Origin of the sequence: Aquabacterium sp. OR-4 (assembly GCF_025290835.2) — a bacterium.
Classification (GTDB): Bacteria; Pseudomonadota; Gammaproteobacteria; order Burkholderiales; family Burkholderiaceae_C; genus Pseudaquabacterium.
In genome coordinates, this window is record NZ_JAOCQD020000002.1 from 1,883,018 (window position 1) to 1,897,435 (window position 14,418).

General features: G+C 68.5%; 11 protein-coding genes and 1 pseudogene. 1 reads left to right on the forward strand and 11 read right to left on the reverse strand.

Features of this window, described 5'->3' with window-relative positions; all coding sequences use genetic code 11:
• Nucleotides 1-227 precede the first annotated feature (227 nt).
• The 11 genes and pseudogenes from N4G63_RS20500 to N4G63_RS20550 all read right to left on the reverse strand — a co-directional run bounded on the left by N4G63_RS20500 (nucleotide 228) and on the right by N4G63_RS20550 (nucleotide 11,800).
• Nucleotides 228-941 carry a transposase gene (locus N4G63_RS20500; RefSeq protein ID WP_260787030.1) on the reverse strand — a complete coding sequence of 238 codons (714 nt, stop codon included), beginning with the start codon at nucleotides 939-941 and terminating at the stop codon, nucleotides 228-230.
• 41 nt (nucleotides 942-982) lie between these two features.
• Complete coding sequence (locus tag N4G63_RS20505; RefSeq protein ID WP_443112074.1) at nucleotides 983-2,182, reverse strand: deoxyguanosinetriphosphate triphosphohydrolase; 1,200 nt, start codon at nucleotides 2,180-2,182, stop codon at nucleotides 983-985.
• 60 nt (nucleotides 2,183-2,242) lie between these two features.
• Nucleotides 2,243-3,343 (reverse strand): 3-dehydroquinate synthase, encoded by a 1,101-nt coding sequence (gene aroB / locus N4G63_RS20510; RefSeq protein ID WP_260787029.1) that lies wholly within the window; start codon nucleotides 3,341-3,343, stop codon nucleotides 2,243-2,245.
• 192 nt (nucleotides 3,344-3,535) lie between these two features.
• Nucleotides 3,536-4,099, reverse strand: coding sequence for a shikimate kinase (locus N4G63_RS20515; RefSeq protein ID WP_260787647.1), 564 nt, complete (start codon nucleotides 4,097-4,099; stop codon nucleotides 3,536-3,538).
• The gene (locus N4G63_RS20520) at nucleotides 4,096-6,063 is read right to left on the reverse strand and encodes a beta strand repeat-containing protein (protein ID WP_260787028.1); all 1,968 of its coding nucleotides are present in this window, start codon (nucleotides 6,061-6,063) and stop codon (nucleotides 4,096-4,098) included. The genes N4G63_RS20515 and N4G63_RS20520 overlap by 4 nt, the downstream gene beginning before the upstream one ends.
• A gap of 147 nt (nucleotides 6,064-6,210) precedes the next feature.
• Nucleotides 6,211-6,540, reverse strand: a pseudogene (locus N4G63_RS28360) (Ig-like domain-containing protein); the annotation flags it as partial.
• A gap of 41 nt (nucleotides 6,541-6,581) precedes the next feature.
• Nucleotides 6,582-8,777 (reverse strand): type IV pilus secretin PilQ, encoded by a 2,196-nt coding sequence (locus N4G63_RS20530; protein WP_314600134.1) that lies wholly within the window; start codon nucleotides 8,775-8,777, stop codon nucleotides 6,582-6,584.
• Nucleotides 8,774-9,307, reverse strand: coding sequence for a pilus assembly protein PilP (locus N4G63_RS20535; protein WP_260787025.1), 534 nt, complete (start codon nucleotides 9,305-9,307; stop codon nucleotides 8,774-8,776). The genes N4G63_RS20530 and N4G63_RS20535 overlap by 4 nt, the downstream gene beginning before the upstream one ends.
• A 74-nt stretch (nucleotides 9,308-9,381) precedes the next feature.
• Nucleotides 9,382-10,089 carry a type IV pilus inner membrane component PilO gene (locus N4G63_RS20540; RefSeq protein WP_260787024.1) on the reverse strand — a complete coding sequence of 236 codons (708 nt, stop codon included), beginning with the start codon at nucleotides 10,087-10,089 and terminating at the stop codon, nucleotides 9,382-9,384.
• Between the two features lie 11 nt (nucleotides 10,090-10,100).
• The gene (locus N4G63_RS20545) at nucleotides 10,101-10,724 is read right to left on the reverse strand and encodes a PilN domain-containing protein (RefSeq protein ID WP_260787023.1); all 624 of its coding nucleotides are present in this window, start codon (nucleotides 10,722-10,724) and stop codon (nucleotides 10,101-10,103) included.
• Nucleotides 10,721-11,800 carry a pilus assembly protein PilM gene (locus tag N4G63_RS20550; RefSeq protein WP_443112075.1) on the reverse strand — a complete coding sequence of 360 codons (1,080 nt, stop codon included), beginning with the start codon at nucleotides 11,798-11,800 and terminating at the stop codon, nucleotides 10,721-10,723. Before N4G63_RS20550 ends, N4G63_RS20545 begins: the two co-directional genes overlap by 4 nt.
• Before the next feature lie 252 nt (nucleotides 11,801-12,052).
• On the opposite strand from N4G63_RS20550, the gene N4G63_RS20555 reads away from it, so the two are divergent.
• The gene (locus N4G63_RS20555; RefSeq protein WP_260787022.1) at nucleotides 12,053-14,410 is read left to right on the forward strand and encodes a penicillin-binding protein 1A; all 2,358 of its coding nucleotides are present in this window, start codon (nucleotides 12,053-12,055) and stop codon (nucleotides 14,408-14,410) included.
• Nucleotides 14,411-14,418: the final 8 nt, after the last annotated feature.

A 14,418-nucleotide genomic window follows, 5' to 3' on the forward strand; every position in this document is an offset into this window, starting at 1 on the left:
GGGAAGCGGAATTTACTGCAGTGCAGCACGTGGCTCAACCGCTAATAAATGGGGTCAGAGTCATTTCAAACGGCAGCACTTTGATGGTGCGAAACAAATGGGGACAGAGTTGAGATCTCTGCTGGACGCGACATCGGAGCAAGAGTCGCACCCAGGTGCCGACCGGGCCGGCCTGGGCCGATGGCCGCGCGGACCGGTCGGCTGGACCGGCGCTGCGCGATCAGGGTTCAACCGCCGCCACTCGCCGCTGGCGTGCCGCTGCGCGGCGGCCGGCCGCGCTTGCGTGGCTGCAGCGGCCGGCCGGTGTCGGCCGCCAGCGCGGCCAGAAACGCCGCGTCGCCCAGCGCCCAGCCCCCGCGGCTGGCAGCACCCAGCGCCGCGGCCCGCGGCAGACGCAGGCCTTCGGCAAGGCGCTGGCGCCACTGGGCCTCGCGCTCGAAAGGGGTGTTGCCCAGCGCCCACCAGTCGGGGCCCTCGGTCAGCAGCGCATCGCGGGTCAGCCCCAGGTGCGGCCGCGCGCTGCTCCACAAATCGTCCTCGATCGCCGCCACCACGCCGGCACGCAGCGCATGGCTGTCGACAAACAGCATGGCCTCCAGCAGCGCGGCGCCGGGCTGCAGCACCGCGGCACGGTAGCGGCCGGCCCACAGCGTGCCGCTGCGCGCGTGGCGGTGGTTGAACACCGCCACATAGCGCCGGCCCAGCGCCTGCATCGCGCTGGCCAGGTCGGCCGCCGCCTCGGGCCGCAGCAGCAGGTGCACATGGTCGAGCGCCAGGGCCCAGCCCAGCACCGCCACGCGCCGCGGCACCACCGCCTCGCGCAGCGCCAGCAGAAACTGGCGCCGGTCATCGTCGTCGGCAAACACCGGCTGGTGGTTGTGCCCGGCCAGCGTGACCAGGTGCACCAGGCCGGCCACGGCCAGGCGCGGCAGGCGGGCCATTCAGCGCCTCCGGCGGGCCGCCGCGCGGCAGTTCATTGCGCTCAGACCCCCAGCTCGGCGAACGCGTCCTGCCCGGTCAGGCGGCGGTGTTCGCGCAGCGCAAAGCGGTCGGTCATGCCGGCCACATAGTCGGCCACCGCGCGGTGGCGATCGGCACGGGCGCTGAAATCGGCGCCCATTTCCTGCGGCGCATCCACATAGGCGGCAAACAGGGTCTGCACCACGCGGCGCGCCACCTCGGTGCTGCGGTTGACCTGCGGATGGCGGTACAGCGCCTGGAACAGCAGGCGCTTGAGCGCCGTGCCCTGCGCGCGCATGGCGTCCGAGAAACCGATCAGCCGCGGCAGTGCGCGCACCGCGTCGGGACTGGCTGGCGCCGCGTGGCGCAGGCGCGCGGCCGAGGCGTCGATCACGTCATGCACCTGGGCCGACAGCATGCGGCGGATGGTCTCGTACAGCAGGCGGCGGCCGCGGTCGTGGGCCAGCGCCGGAAACTCGGCCAGCGCGGCGTCGCGGTGCTGGCGCACCAGCGGCAGCTCGGCCACCTGGTCCAGCGTGATCAGACCCGAGCGCACGCCGTCGTCGATGTCGTGCGCGTTGTAGGCAATGGCATCGGCCAGATCGGTGAGCTGGGCCTCCAGGCTGGGCTGCGTGCCATCCAGAAAGCGCCGAGCCACGCCCTGCGGCTCGGCCGCCTCCAGCGCCTGGGCATCGCGCCGGCTGCAGTGCTTGAGGATGCCCTCGCGCGTCTCGAAGCTGAGGTTCAGGCCGTCAAAGGCGGCGTAGCGCGCCTCCAGCACATCCACCACACGAAGGCTCTGCAGGTTGTGCTCGAAACCGCCGTGCTCGGCCATGCAGGCATGCAGCGCGTCCTGCCCGGCATGGCCGAAGGGCGTGTGGCCCAGGTCGTGCGCCAGCGCGATGGCCTCGACCAGGTCTTCGTTGAGGCCCAGCGTGCGGGCGATGGCGCGGCCCAGCTGCGCCACCTCGAGCGAATGGGTGAGCCGGGTGCGGAACAGGTCGCCCTCGTGGTTCAGGAACACCTGGGTCTTGTAGACCAGGCGCCGGAACGCCGTGCTGTGCACGATGCGGTCGCGGTCACGCTGAAAGTCGTTGCGGTCACGCGTGGGCGCCACCGGGTATTGGCGGCCGCGGCTGGCCGCGGCGTCGCAGGCCCAGGGCGCCAAGCGGGTGAGCGGGTTGATGCCCAGATCGGGGGCCGCGGGCTGTTGATTCACCATGCTGTGCGCCCCACCCTGCCCTACGCCAGCTTCGCCTGCGTGTGCATGCCGTTACGGCGCTCAGGCCGCCGCGCTGTGTGCGCTGATCACCTCGGCCACCAGGGCATCGGGCGCGGCGCGCATGCAGGCCTTGCCGGGACCGTCGATCAGGACGAAACGGATCTCGCCGCCTTCGGCCTTCTTGTCCACCCGCATCAGGTCGAACCAGCGCGCCAGCGGCATCGGCGGCGCCTGCACCGGCAGCCCGGCCGCCGCCACCAGGCGCTGCACGCGGGCCACGAAGGCGGCATCCACCAGGCCCAGGCGCTGCGACAGAGCGGCAGCCAGCACCATGCCGCAGCCCACCGCCTCGCCATGCAGCCAGGCGCCGTAGCCCATGACGGCCTCGATGGCATGGCCGAAGGTGTGGCCGAAGTTGAGGATCGCGCGCAGGCCGCCCTCGCGCTCGTCTTCGCCCACCACCCAGGCCTTGATCTCGCAGCTGCGCCGCACGGCATGCGCCAGCGCGGCCTTGTCGCGCGCCAGCAGCGCCGGCAGCTGGGCCTCGATCCAGTCGAGGAAGGCCATGTCGGCGATCGGGCCGTACTTGATGACCTCGGCCAGGCCGGCCGACAGCTCGCGCGCGGGCAGGGTGTCGAGCACGTCCAGATCGCACAGCACGCGCAAGGGCTGGTAGAACGCGCCGATCATGTTCTTGCCCAGCGGGTGGTTCACGGCCGTCTTGCCGCCCACCGACGAATCCACCTGCGCCAGCAAGGTGGTGGGCACCTGCACAAAGGGCACGCCACGCATGTAGCAGGCGGCGGCAAAGCCGCACATGTCGCCCACCACGCCACCGCCCAGCGCATACAGCACGGTCTTGCGGTCGCAGCCGGCGGCCAGCAGCGCATCGAACACCAGGTTGAGCGTCTGCCAGTCCTTGTGCTGCTCACCGTCGGGCAGCGCCACCTGCAGTACCCGCCGATGGCGCGTGGCCAGGCGCGCAGCCAGACGCTCGGCATACAGCGGCGCCACGGTGGTGTTGCTGACGATCAGCGCATCGGCCGAGCGCGGCAGGTCGTCCCAGCCCGCATCGTCGGCCAGCAGGCCGGTACCGATCAGGATGTCGTAGCTGCGCTCGCCCAGATCGATTGGCACGCGCAAGGTCGGAACAAGGCTCATGCGGCCAGTGTATGCGGCGCCAGCCAGCGCTCGGCGCCGGGCCAGAAGCCGCGGCCTGGCCGGCGCGCCGGGGCCGGAGCCGGGGCCGGCGCCTTAGCTAGAGCCTGAGCGTGAGCCGGTCTCGCCCGGCGCACCGGGCCGGGTCGGCTGCCATCCGGTCGGCGGCGGGCAGAAGCGGGCCCGCCCGGGCGCTCAGTGCCCGGTCGCGTTGCGCAGCGACTCAGGCGGCGGGCGCGCCGGATCGAGCACCCCCACCAGCTCGAGCTGCATCAGGATCATGTTGACCAGGGTGGGCACCGACGGCCGGCCGGTCTCGATGACATAGCCCGCCGCATCGCGGTAGAGCGGATCACGCTCGCGAAACAGGTCACGCAGGCGCTTGAGCGGATCATTCACCTGCAGCAGCGGCCGCTGCGTGTCGTGGCGCAGGCGGCGAAACAGCTCCTCGGGCGAGGAGCGCAGGTACACCACCACGCAGTGCTCGGCCAGGGCGCGGCGATTGGCCTCGCGCAGCACCGTGCCGCCACCGGTGGCCAGCACCACGCCGCGCTCGCGCGCCAGGTCGGCCACCACGCGCTGCTCGACATCGCGAAAGGCCGCCTCGCCCTGCTGCTCGAAGAACAGCCGGATCGGGCAGCCAATCTGCTGCTCGATCACATGGTCACTGTCGAAGAAGCGCCAATCCAGGTGGCGCGCCAACTGCCGGCCCACGGTGGACTTGCCGGAACCCGGCATGCCCACCAGGGCAATGCTCAGTTGGGGTTGGAGCACGTGCTGGTGTCGACGCCGAACGGGCTGTTGGCGCCGGCGGGCGAGACCGTCTTGACGCTGTAGTCCCCCGACAGCTTGTCGAGCGGGAAGTCCTTGTACGTGACCGACTCGGTGCCCGCCACGATGGCCGTGGCCGTCAGGCGAACGCCCATCCAGGAGGCGATGCTCTCTGCGTAGCGCATGGTGATCGTGGCCACGCCGTTGGCATCGGTTGTCACCGTCGAGGCCAGCAAGGCCACCAGGTTGCCCGGCGTCAGCACGCCGTCGCCGTTGGTGTCTTCACCCGCGTCGAGGCGGCCGTTGAGGTTGGCGCGGTCTTCGTTCAGGCAACTCCTGGCGGTCTGGTAAACCCAGAACGACTCCGTCTCGCTCCACACCAGATTGCCCTTGATGTAGTAGTTGGGGATCACCTTGATCGTCACCGGCACGTTGGTCACGCGCACCCCGTTGGCATCGGTGACGTAGACGGTCCAGTTCTTCTCGTAGGTCTGGTTGTCGAAGTTCGAGATGGTGTTGCCCGTGCCCAGCGCGATGAACAGCGCGCTCTGGTTAACGGTCAACAAGGCCGTGCCGGTGACCGACGTGCTGCTGGCAACCGTGCCCTTGAGTTGCACTGCGCCGCTGGCCGTGCTCTCGGCGCCGGACACGTACTGCACCGTGGCCACGCCGTTCAGATCGGTCACGGCCGAGGCCTGCTGCAGTCGCCCACCACTGGGATCGGACACCTGGCTGAAGTTCACCGTCGCATCGGCCACTGGGTTGCCACTGGCGTCGGTCACCTTGGCCAGCACAGTGGCCTGGTTGGTCGTGCTGCCGGCGGTGTTGGGCGCCAGCGCGGTCGGGGTGACCTGCAGCACCAGGCTAGCCGGTGTTGTCGCGATGAAACTCAGCGGCAAGGTGCCCTGCACTGCGGCGCTGCCAGCCAGCGTGGCGCTGACGACGGACGATCCGGCAAAGCCGGAGACGATGCTCACGGTGGCCTGGCCGGTCGCGTCGGTGACCACGCTGCTGGAACCCAGCACACCGATCGTGGCTGCCAGATTGATGGCAACGCCAGACTGCGCAGCGCCCGCCTTGCGGTAGCGGACGGTGAGGTTTTGGGCCTGGCCCACCACCACCTTGGCGCTGGCAACCGGGCTGACGAAGGCGAGATCCTCTTCGCTGCCGCTGACCGTGACGCCGGTGGTGACCGATGCGCCAGCACCAGTCACGGTGACTGAATCGGCACCCGACTTGGTGGCCGTGTAGGTCACCACCGCTTGCCCTGCAGCGTCGGTGCTTGCACTCGCCGGCAAGCCATTGCCGAGTGTGCTGCTCAGGCCCAGGGTGACGCCGGGGATGACCACGCCCTTGGAGTCGGTGGCGGTGTAGGTCAACTGCATCGTCGTACCGATGTTCAGGGTGGTGGCACCCGAGACAGCGAGCTTGGTGTTGACGAACGGCACGTTCAGCGTTTGGCGCGCAGCGCCCGACACCACGGTGACCACTGCCGTGCGGTTGCTCTTGTCACTGCCGGCATCCAGGGCCGCCGTGGCCACGCCATTGGCATTGCTGGTTGACACCACGCTGCTGAAACGGCCTCTGTCGACGCTCCAACTCACCGGCGCGCCGACCTTGGCCAGGTTGTTGCCGTCCTTCACGAACGCCGTGATCAGCACTTGCTCCCCGCCAGTGCCGATGCTGGCCTGCGCGGCCGTGATTTCGATGGACGTCGTGGTGGGGCTGATACCCACCTGCACCGAGCCGGTCTGGGCCGCCGTGCCGCTGCCCGAGGCAACGCTGATGGTGGCCACAGGCGTGGTCGCCGGATTCACACCGGTGGGCGTGAAGGTGGCCGTGGCCACGCCGCTCGCGTTGGTCACCGAGCTTTGTCCGCTCAGGCTGCCTGCCGACGTCTGCCAGGCCACCGTGGCGCCGCTGATGGCCACGTTGTTGGCGTCCTTGACCACGGCGGTGATGCTCAGTGAGCTGCCGTCGGTACCAACGGCGGCAGCATTCGAGCTGACCACGACACTGCGGGTGCCTTGCAGTGCGACGCTGGTGCTGCCCTTGGCTGAACCCGAGGTGGCCGAGATGGTGGCCGTGCCGGCACTGCGATCCACCGCCGAGAAGGTGGCGATGGCGGTACCGGTGGCGTCCGTGGTGGTGGCCGCACCCGTCAGCGAGCCCGCGCTGGCCGCCCAGGTGATCGCCGTTGACGGCAGCGCCACGTTGTTGGCGTCCTTGACCACCGCGGTGATGGTGACCGTGCTGCTGCCATCGCCCAGCGTTGCATTGCTGGTGCTCACATCCACCTTGGCCGCCGAGGACGAGCCGCCGCCACCACCGATGAACGGCGTACCGGCATCGCCACCGCCGCCACCGCAGCCCACCAGGGCCACGGTGACCAGCGTGGCCAGCCATGATTTGAACTTCACGAAACTCATCGAAGCGCTCCCGCTCGGGCGTTGTGCTGATCTGCCCGAACTCAGCGCACCTGGGCGCGTTCGGTCACGATCTTCGGCGTGATGAAGATCAGCAGTTCTGTCTTGTTGGTGTACTTGGTGGTGTTCTTGAACAGGTTGCCCACCACCGGCACGTCACCCAGGAAGGGCACCTTGTTGACGTCGGTGCGTTCGTCCTGCGTGAAGATGCCGCCGATCACCACCGTGCCGCCGTTCTCCACCAGCACCTGCGTCTTGGCGTGCTTGGTGTTGATGGCCGGGCCGGCCGTGGTGTTGGCGCCGCGGCTGTCCTTGGCCACATCCAGATCCATGATCACGCTGCCCTCGGGGGTGATCTGCGGCGTGACCTCCAGCTTCAGGCTGGCCTTCTTGAACTGGATGCTGGTGGCGCCACTGGAGCTGGCCACCTGGTAGGGGATTTCTTCACCCTGCTCAATGATGGCCTTGCCCTGGTCGGCGGTGATCACCCGCGGGCTGGACACGATCTTGCCCTTGCCGTCGGCCTCGAGTGCCGACAGTTCGAGGTTCAGGATGCGGTTGGCCGAGGGGCTGAACAGCGACAGCGCCAGCGTGGCCGCCGAGGCACTGCCCAGCGCGCTGGTATTGGCCGGCAGGCTCACCATCTGCGTGCCGACATCGGTGATGGTGTTGTCGGCCATCACGCCCAGCTGCTTGTAGTTGGTGGTGTAGTTGCTGCCGATTTGCACGTAGTTGCCGCCACCAACGCTGGCGCCGGGCACGCCACCGGCCAGGCCGCGCAGATCCACCGCACCCAGCTTCACACCGAGCGCACGGCCGAACTTGTCGTCGGCCTCGACGATGCGCGCCTCGATCAGCACCTGGCGCACCGGGATGTCGATCTTGGCGATCAGCTGCATGATCTCCTCGAGCTTGCTCGGGATGTCGCTGACGAAGAGCTGGTTGGTGCGGGTCTCGAACAGCACGCTGCCGCGCGGCGACAGGATGCGCTGCGTCTGCGCGGCCGAACTGCCACCGCTGGACGACGAACCCGACGAAGTGTTCTGTCCGGACAGGCCCTTGGCCACCTCTTCGGCCTTGGTGTAGTTCAGCTGGAAGGCCTGGGTGCGCAGCGGCTCCAGATCGGCCAGCTTCTTCTTGGCCTCGAGGTCGAGCTGCTCCTTGGCCGAGAGCTCGTCCTTGGGCGCGATCCACAGCACATTGCCGCTCTTCTTCACCCCCAGGCCCTTGCTCTGCAGGATGATGTCGAGCGCCTGGTCCCAGGGCACGTCCTTCAGGCGCAGCGTGACATTGCCGGTGACGGTGTCACTGGTGACGACGTTGAAGTCGGTGAAGTCGGCAATGACCTGCAGCAGCGCGCGGATCTCGATGTTCTGGAAGTTCAGGCTCAGCTTCTGGCCACCAAAGCCCGGACCCTGCGTGAGCTTGTTCGGATCGGTCTTGACCGGTCGCACCTCGAGCACGAACTGGTTGTCGCTCTGGTAGGCGCTGTGCTCCCAGGCCCCCTTGGGCTCGACCATCATGCGCACCCGGTCGCCGCTCTGGAACGCCGACACGCTTTGCACCGGCGTGCCGAAGTCGGTGACGTCGAGGCGGCGGCGCAGCGTGGCCGGCAGGCTGGAGCGCAGAAACTCGACCACCAGGCTCTGGCCTTGCTGGCGGATGTCGACCCCCACCTGCGTGCTGGCCAGCGCCACCACGATGCGGCCGGCGCCATCGGCGCCGCGGCGGAAGTCGATGTCGCGCAGCGGCAGCGCCTCGGTGTTCTCGGCCTTGGCAAAGTGCGTGGCCTCGCCGGTCGAGGCCACGGCTTGCGGCGCAGCCCCGCCGTCCAGCACCACCACCAGCACCTTGCCCTGCAGTTCGGCGCGGTAGCTGGCGGCCTGGCGCAGGTTCAGCACCAGGCGCGTGCGTTCACCGGTCTGGGCCACGGCCACCGAGCGCAGGTTGCCCTGGTTGATGTCGACCGTGTTGCGCCCCATGCCATTGGCCACCGCCGGCAGATCGAGCGCCACCCGAGGCGGCGCCTGCACAGCAAACCCGCTGGGCACCGCCGTGAGCGGCTCGGCCAGCTCGATGCGCACCACGTCCGTCCCGGCCTGCTGGGTGCTGGTGATCGAACGGATGCTGTTCTCGGCCATCGCCATCAGCGGCGCCGCCAAAGCCAGACCGCTTGCCAACAACCGGGCGGCTAGCCTGGCGCGCCACTTGCGCATGGTGTTCTCCTGCATTGATCTCATCGCGCCTTCTCCTGCAGCTGGAGCGTGCCGGCACGTTCGGTCCACTCGCCGGTGGCGTCCTGCACGATCTCGCGCAGCGTCACCTCGGTTTCGGTGATGCGCGTGATGCGTCCGTAGTTCTGCCCCAGGTGCTCACCCAGCTTGACCTGGTAGAGCAGGTTGTCGACCTTGAGCAACGCGAACTGCACACCGCTCTTGGTGACGCTGCCCACCATCGACATCGCGTCGAGCGGGTAAGCCTCCAGCGGCTCCTTGCGGCGGTTGAACTCGGCCGCGAACACCGAGTTGGGTTGCCGCGCTTCCTGTTTGACCGCCACCGCCAGCTTCTGGTTGCTGAAGGGGTCGACCGCCTGCGCCGCCTCGTAGGGCGCGGGGTCGAACTTCTTCGGCGCGGCCAGTGGCTCGACGCTGGGCTTGACCACGCGGCGCTGCTCGTCCATCCAGGCCTGCAGCTCCTGCTGCTCGCCATCGCAGGCGCTCAGCAGGGCGGCGGCGGACAGCAACAGCGCAACGCAGCGGCCGCGGTGCATCACGGGGCGCCGGCTGACGTGCGCGCTCGCCTGTGGGCTCAGATGCAGGCTCAGATGCGGACTCACTTGCGGGCTCACTTGCGCGCCCCCTTGGCCTTGGCGGCTTCGGCGGCGGCGCGGGCCTTGCGCACTTCGGCCAGCTCGGCCACATCCAGGTAGCGGTAGGTGCGCGCCACGGCGTCCATCGTCAGGTTGCTGCCGGCCTCCTTGCCCACCGGCGTGATGGCCAGGTTGTGCAGGGTGACGATGCGCGACAGGTTGGACACATCGGCGGCGAACGCCCCGATGTCGTGGTAGCGACCGGTCACGCGCAGAGTGATCGGCAGCACGGCGTAGTAATCCTTGACCTCGTTCTGCCCCGGGCGGAACAGGTCGAACTGCAGGCCGCGGCCGATGCCGGCCTGGTTGATGTCGGACAGCAGCGCGTCCATCTCGGCCTTGCCGGGCAGCTGACGCTCGAGCTGGGTGACGTATTCCTGCACCTGCTGCTTCTGCTTGCGCAGCTCGGACAGGTTGACCGCCTGGCCCAGCTTGGCGCGGTAGTCGGTCTTGAGGCCGGGCTCGACATTGCGCGCGGCCTCGAGGTTGTCGGCGGCGCTGGAAACCACCAGCACCCAGCCCAGCCCCAGGGCCAGCGCGGCCGCGCCCAGCCAGGCGCAAAACTTGGGCAGCAGCGGCCACTGGCCGGGCTCACGGGTGTTCAGGCCGCGGAACTGCGCGCTGGCCTTGTTGGCCAGGGCGGAGACATCCAGCGATGCGGGGCGGGTACTGCGAGTGGCCATCTCGAACTTTCTCAGGCGGCCCGGGCCGACGCGGCACCCGACGGCGCCGAGGCGCCGGCCGCCGGCGCGCCCGGCAGCTTCACCGTCATGCGCATGGAAAACTCGAACAGGCGGCGCGGATCACGCGCACCGGCCGCCGGCGGCAGCGTGACGGCCTTGATCTCGACCAGCTCCACCCGGCTGAGCCATTGCGAGTTGTTCTGCGTGTTGCGCAGGAACTCGGACACGCGCTCGTTGGTCTGCGCCACACCGCTGACCTGCACCACCGAATCGGTCTGGCGCACGGCGGTGAGGTACACGCCTTCGGGCGTCTGCTTGACCAGCTCGTCGAGCAGGTGCACCGGCACGTTGCGGTTGAGCTGCAGGTCTTCTACCGCCGCCTGGCGCGCCTTCAGGCCCTCGATGTCGTTCTTAAGGGTGGCGATGTCCTTGATCTGCGCCTCGAGCTTGCGGATCTCGACGCGCAGGAAGTCGTTGCGCGCCTCCTGCTGCTGCGTGAGCTGCTGCAGCGCGACCATCCACACCCCGGCACCCACGGCACCGGCCACCGCGGCCAGACCCAGGCCGACAAAGAAGTTGCGCTTGCGCTGGCGACGCCGCTCTTCGCGGTGCGGCAGCAGGTTGATGAGGATCATGCGAGAAACCTGCGCATCGCCAGACCACAGGCGGTGAGGTACGAGGGCGCGTCCTTGCGCACCTTGGCCTCACGCACGCCCGAGCCCATCTTCATGCCTTCGAACGGGTTCACCACCATCGAGGCAAAACCGGTCAGTTCGGTGACCCGGTCCTTCAGGCCCGGCAGCCCGGCCGTGCCGCCGGCCAGCATCACGTAGTGCACCTTGTGGTGCGGCGTGCTGGTGAAGAAGTACTGCAGCGCGCGCCCGATTTCCTGCGACAGGCTGTCGACAAAGGGCACCAGGATGGCCGACTCGTAGTCTTCGGGCAGATCGGCGGCCAGCTTCTTCTGCTCGGCCTCTTCGAACGAGAAACCGTACTGGCGCGAGATCAGCGTGGTGAGCTGCGAACCACCAAAGGCCTGGTCGCGGTCATAGAGCATTTCGCCCTCGCGCAGCACCTTCAGGCTGGTGGTGTCGGCCCCGATCTCGAACAGCGCCACCAGCGCGTCACGGCCTTCTTGCGGCAGCGACTGCACCAGGCGACCCATGGCCAGCAGCGAGGCGTGGCTTTCAATGTCGAGCACCATGGGCCTGAGGCCCGAGGCCTCGGCCAGGCCCTGGCGATCTTGCACGCGCTCTTTGCGCGACGCGGCGATCAAGACCTCGACGTCGCCGCTGGAGGTCTGGCTGGGGCCGATGACGCAGAAGTCGAGGCTCACCTCGTCCAGAGAGAACGGGATGTACTGGTTGGCCTCGGATTCGACCTGCAGCTCGAGCTCGTCTTCGCTCAGGCCGGCGGGCAGCATGATGCGCTTGGTGATCACCGCCGATTGCGGCATGGCCATGGCCACCTGGCGGGTCTTGGAGTCGCTCTTGGTGAGCAGCTTGCGCACGGCAGCCACCACCTCGTCGAACTTCTCGATCTGCCCGTCGGTGATCCAGCCCTTCTCGAAAGGCTCGGTGGCCAGCCGCTCCAGCACGAACTCGCCGCTCGCGGTCTGGCCCAGCTCGACCAGCTTGGCGCTGGACGAGCTGATGTCCAGCCCGATCATCGGCGGATGCTTGCGACCCAGCAGCAGGTCCAGAAAGCTCAAGGGTGACGTCTCCCGGCAGCCATATACGGCCTGGCCAAAAGGGGTGGCAATACTTAAGAAGTTACTTCAATGCTAGCAGTAAAGCCTTTGTAGCCCAAAGATATTTACCGTTTCGCACCCTCTGCGCCGTTGCGCTTCGCACACGCCAAGAAGGCCATTTGAAACAAGGCGCAAGGCCTCGTCCACCCCTCGTTAGCGGCCCCTCGGCAGGCGGGGGCTGACACGCGCGCTTTCTATACACTTGCCGCCCACATGAGCCAGACCGAGCGGCCCGCGGCGGCCCCCACTTCTGCGGTGCGCAGCGCGCCGGCGCGCCGCTGGTGGCTGCGCGCCCTGGCCTGGGCCGGCGGCACGCTGCTGGCCGTCGGCCTGTGCGTGGCCATGCTGGTGGCGGTGGCGCTGGCGGTGGCCTATCCCAACCTGCCTGAGATCAACGGCCTGGCCGACTACCGGCCCAAGCTGCCGCTGCGGGTGTTCTCGGCCGACGGCGTGCTGCTGGGCGAGTTTGGCGAGGAGCGGCGCACCTTCACACCGATCGCACAGATCCCCAAGGTAATGAAGGACGCGGTGCTCGCGATCGAGGACGCGCGCTTCTACCGCCACGGCGGGGTCGACTATGTCGGCGTGCTGCGCGCCGGACTGGCGCAGTTCAACAAGGCCAAGAGCCAGGGTGCCAGCACCATCACCATGCAGGTGGCGCGCAACTTCTACCTGAGCACCGAAAAGACCTTCACGCGCAAGATCTACGAGATCCTGCTGGCGCTGAAGATCGAGCGCCAGCTCGGCAAGGACCAGATCCTCGAGCTGTACATGAACCAGATCTTTCTGGGCCAGCGCGCCTACGGTTTTGCCGCGGCGGCCGAGATCTATTACGGCAAGGCGCTCAAAGACCTCAGCGTGGCCGAGGCCGCGATGCTGGCCGGCCTGCCGCAGGCGCCCTCGGCCTACAACCCGGTGAGCAACCCGCAGCGGGCCAAGCGGCGCCAGCAGCACATCATCGACCGCATGGAGGCCAACGGCTTCATCACCGAAGAGCAGGCCGAGCGCGCACGGGCTGAAACACCGCGGCTGCGCACGCCCACCGACAACGCGGTGCATGCCGAGTTCGTGACCGAGACGGTGCGCCAGCTGGTGGCCAGCCAGTACGGCGCCGACACCACCACCCGCGGCCTGAACGTGACGATCACCATTGATTCGGGCGACCAGGCCGCCGCCTACCGGGCCTTGCGCCGCGGCCTGCTCGACTACGAGCGCCGCCAGCACTACCGCGGCCCCGAAGGCTTTGTCGAGCTGCCGACCGACGCCGCAGCGCTGGATGCCCGCGTGGCCGAGGCCCTGGCCGAGCATCCCGACAACGACGAACTCAAGGCCGCCGTGGTGCTGGAGGCATCGCCGCGCAAGGTGCTGGCGGTGCTGCAGAGCGGCGAGCAGATCAGCGTGTCCGGCAAGGGCCTGGAGCCGGTGACCTCGGGCCTGGCCGACAAGGCCGAGGCCCACAAGCAGATCCGCCGCGGCGCGGTGGTGCGCGCGGTGCGCGGGGCCAAGGGCGACTGGACGCTGACCCAGCTGCCCGAGGTGGAAGGCGCCTTCGTGGCGCTCGACCCGCGCAACGGCGCCATCCGCGCGCTGGTGGGCGGCTTCGACTTCGGCAAGAACAAGTTCAACCATGTCACCCAGGCCTGGCGCCAGCCGGGGTCGAGCTTCAAGCCCTTCATCTACTCGGCGGCGCTCGAGAAGGGCTTCACCCCGATGACGGTGGTGAACGACGCCCCGCTGTTTTTCGACGCTGGCACCACCGGCAGCCAGCCGTGGGAGCCCAAGAACTACGACGGCAAGTTCGAGGGCGCGATGGCGCTGAAGACGGCGCTGGCCAAGTCGAAGAACATGGTCTCGATCCGCGTGCTGCAGTCCACCGGCGTGCGGTTTGCGCAAGACTGGACCACGCGCTTCGGCTTTGACGCCGACAAGCACCCGGCCTACCTGACCATGGCGTTGGGCGCCGGCTCGGTGACGCCGCTGCAGATGGCCAGCGCCTACGGCGTGTTTGCCAGCGGCGGCCTGCGCAGTGCGCTGGCGCTGATCACGCGCATTGCCGATGCCAAGGGCCGCGTGCTGATGCAGGCCCCGATGGCCCCGGCCGATGAGTCAGCCCGCGCCATCGACGCCCGCAACGCCTTCGTGATGACCCAGCTGATGGGCGAAGTCACCCGCTCCGGCACCGCCGCCAAGGTGTACCAGAGCTTCCGGCGCATGGATCTCTACGGCAAGACCGGCACCACCAACGACTCGATGGACGCCTGGTTCGCCGGCTTCCAGCCCAACCTGGTGGCGGTGGTGTGGATCGGCTACGACGCGCCGCGCAAGCTGGGCGATCGCGAAACCGGTGGCGGCCTGGCGCTTCCGGTGTGGATCGAGTTCATGCAGCATGCGCTGAAGAAACTGCCCGAGCAGACCCTGCCGGTGCCCGAGGGCCTGGTCCAGCGCGGCGGTGACTGGGTGTTCGAGGAGTTCGGCGGTGGCGAGGGCATCAGCAGCGTCGGCCTCGACGACAAACTGCCCAAGCCGGCCAGCGAAGAAGAGAAAAAGGGCATCCTGGATCTCTTCCGCTGACGCTTCGG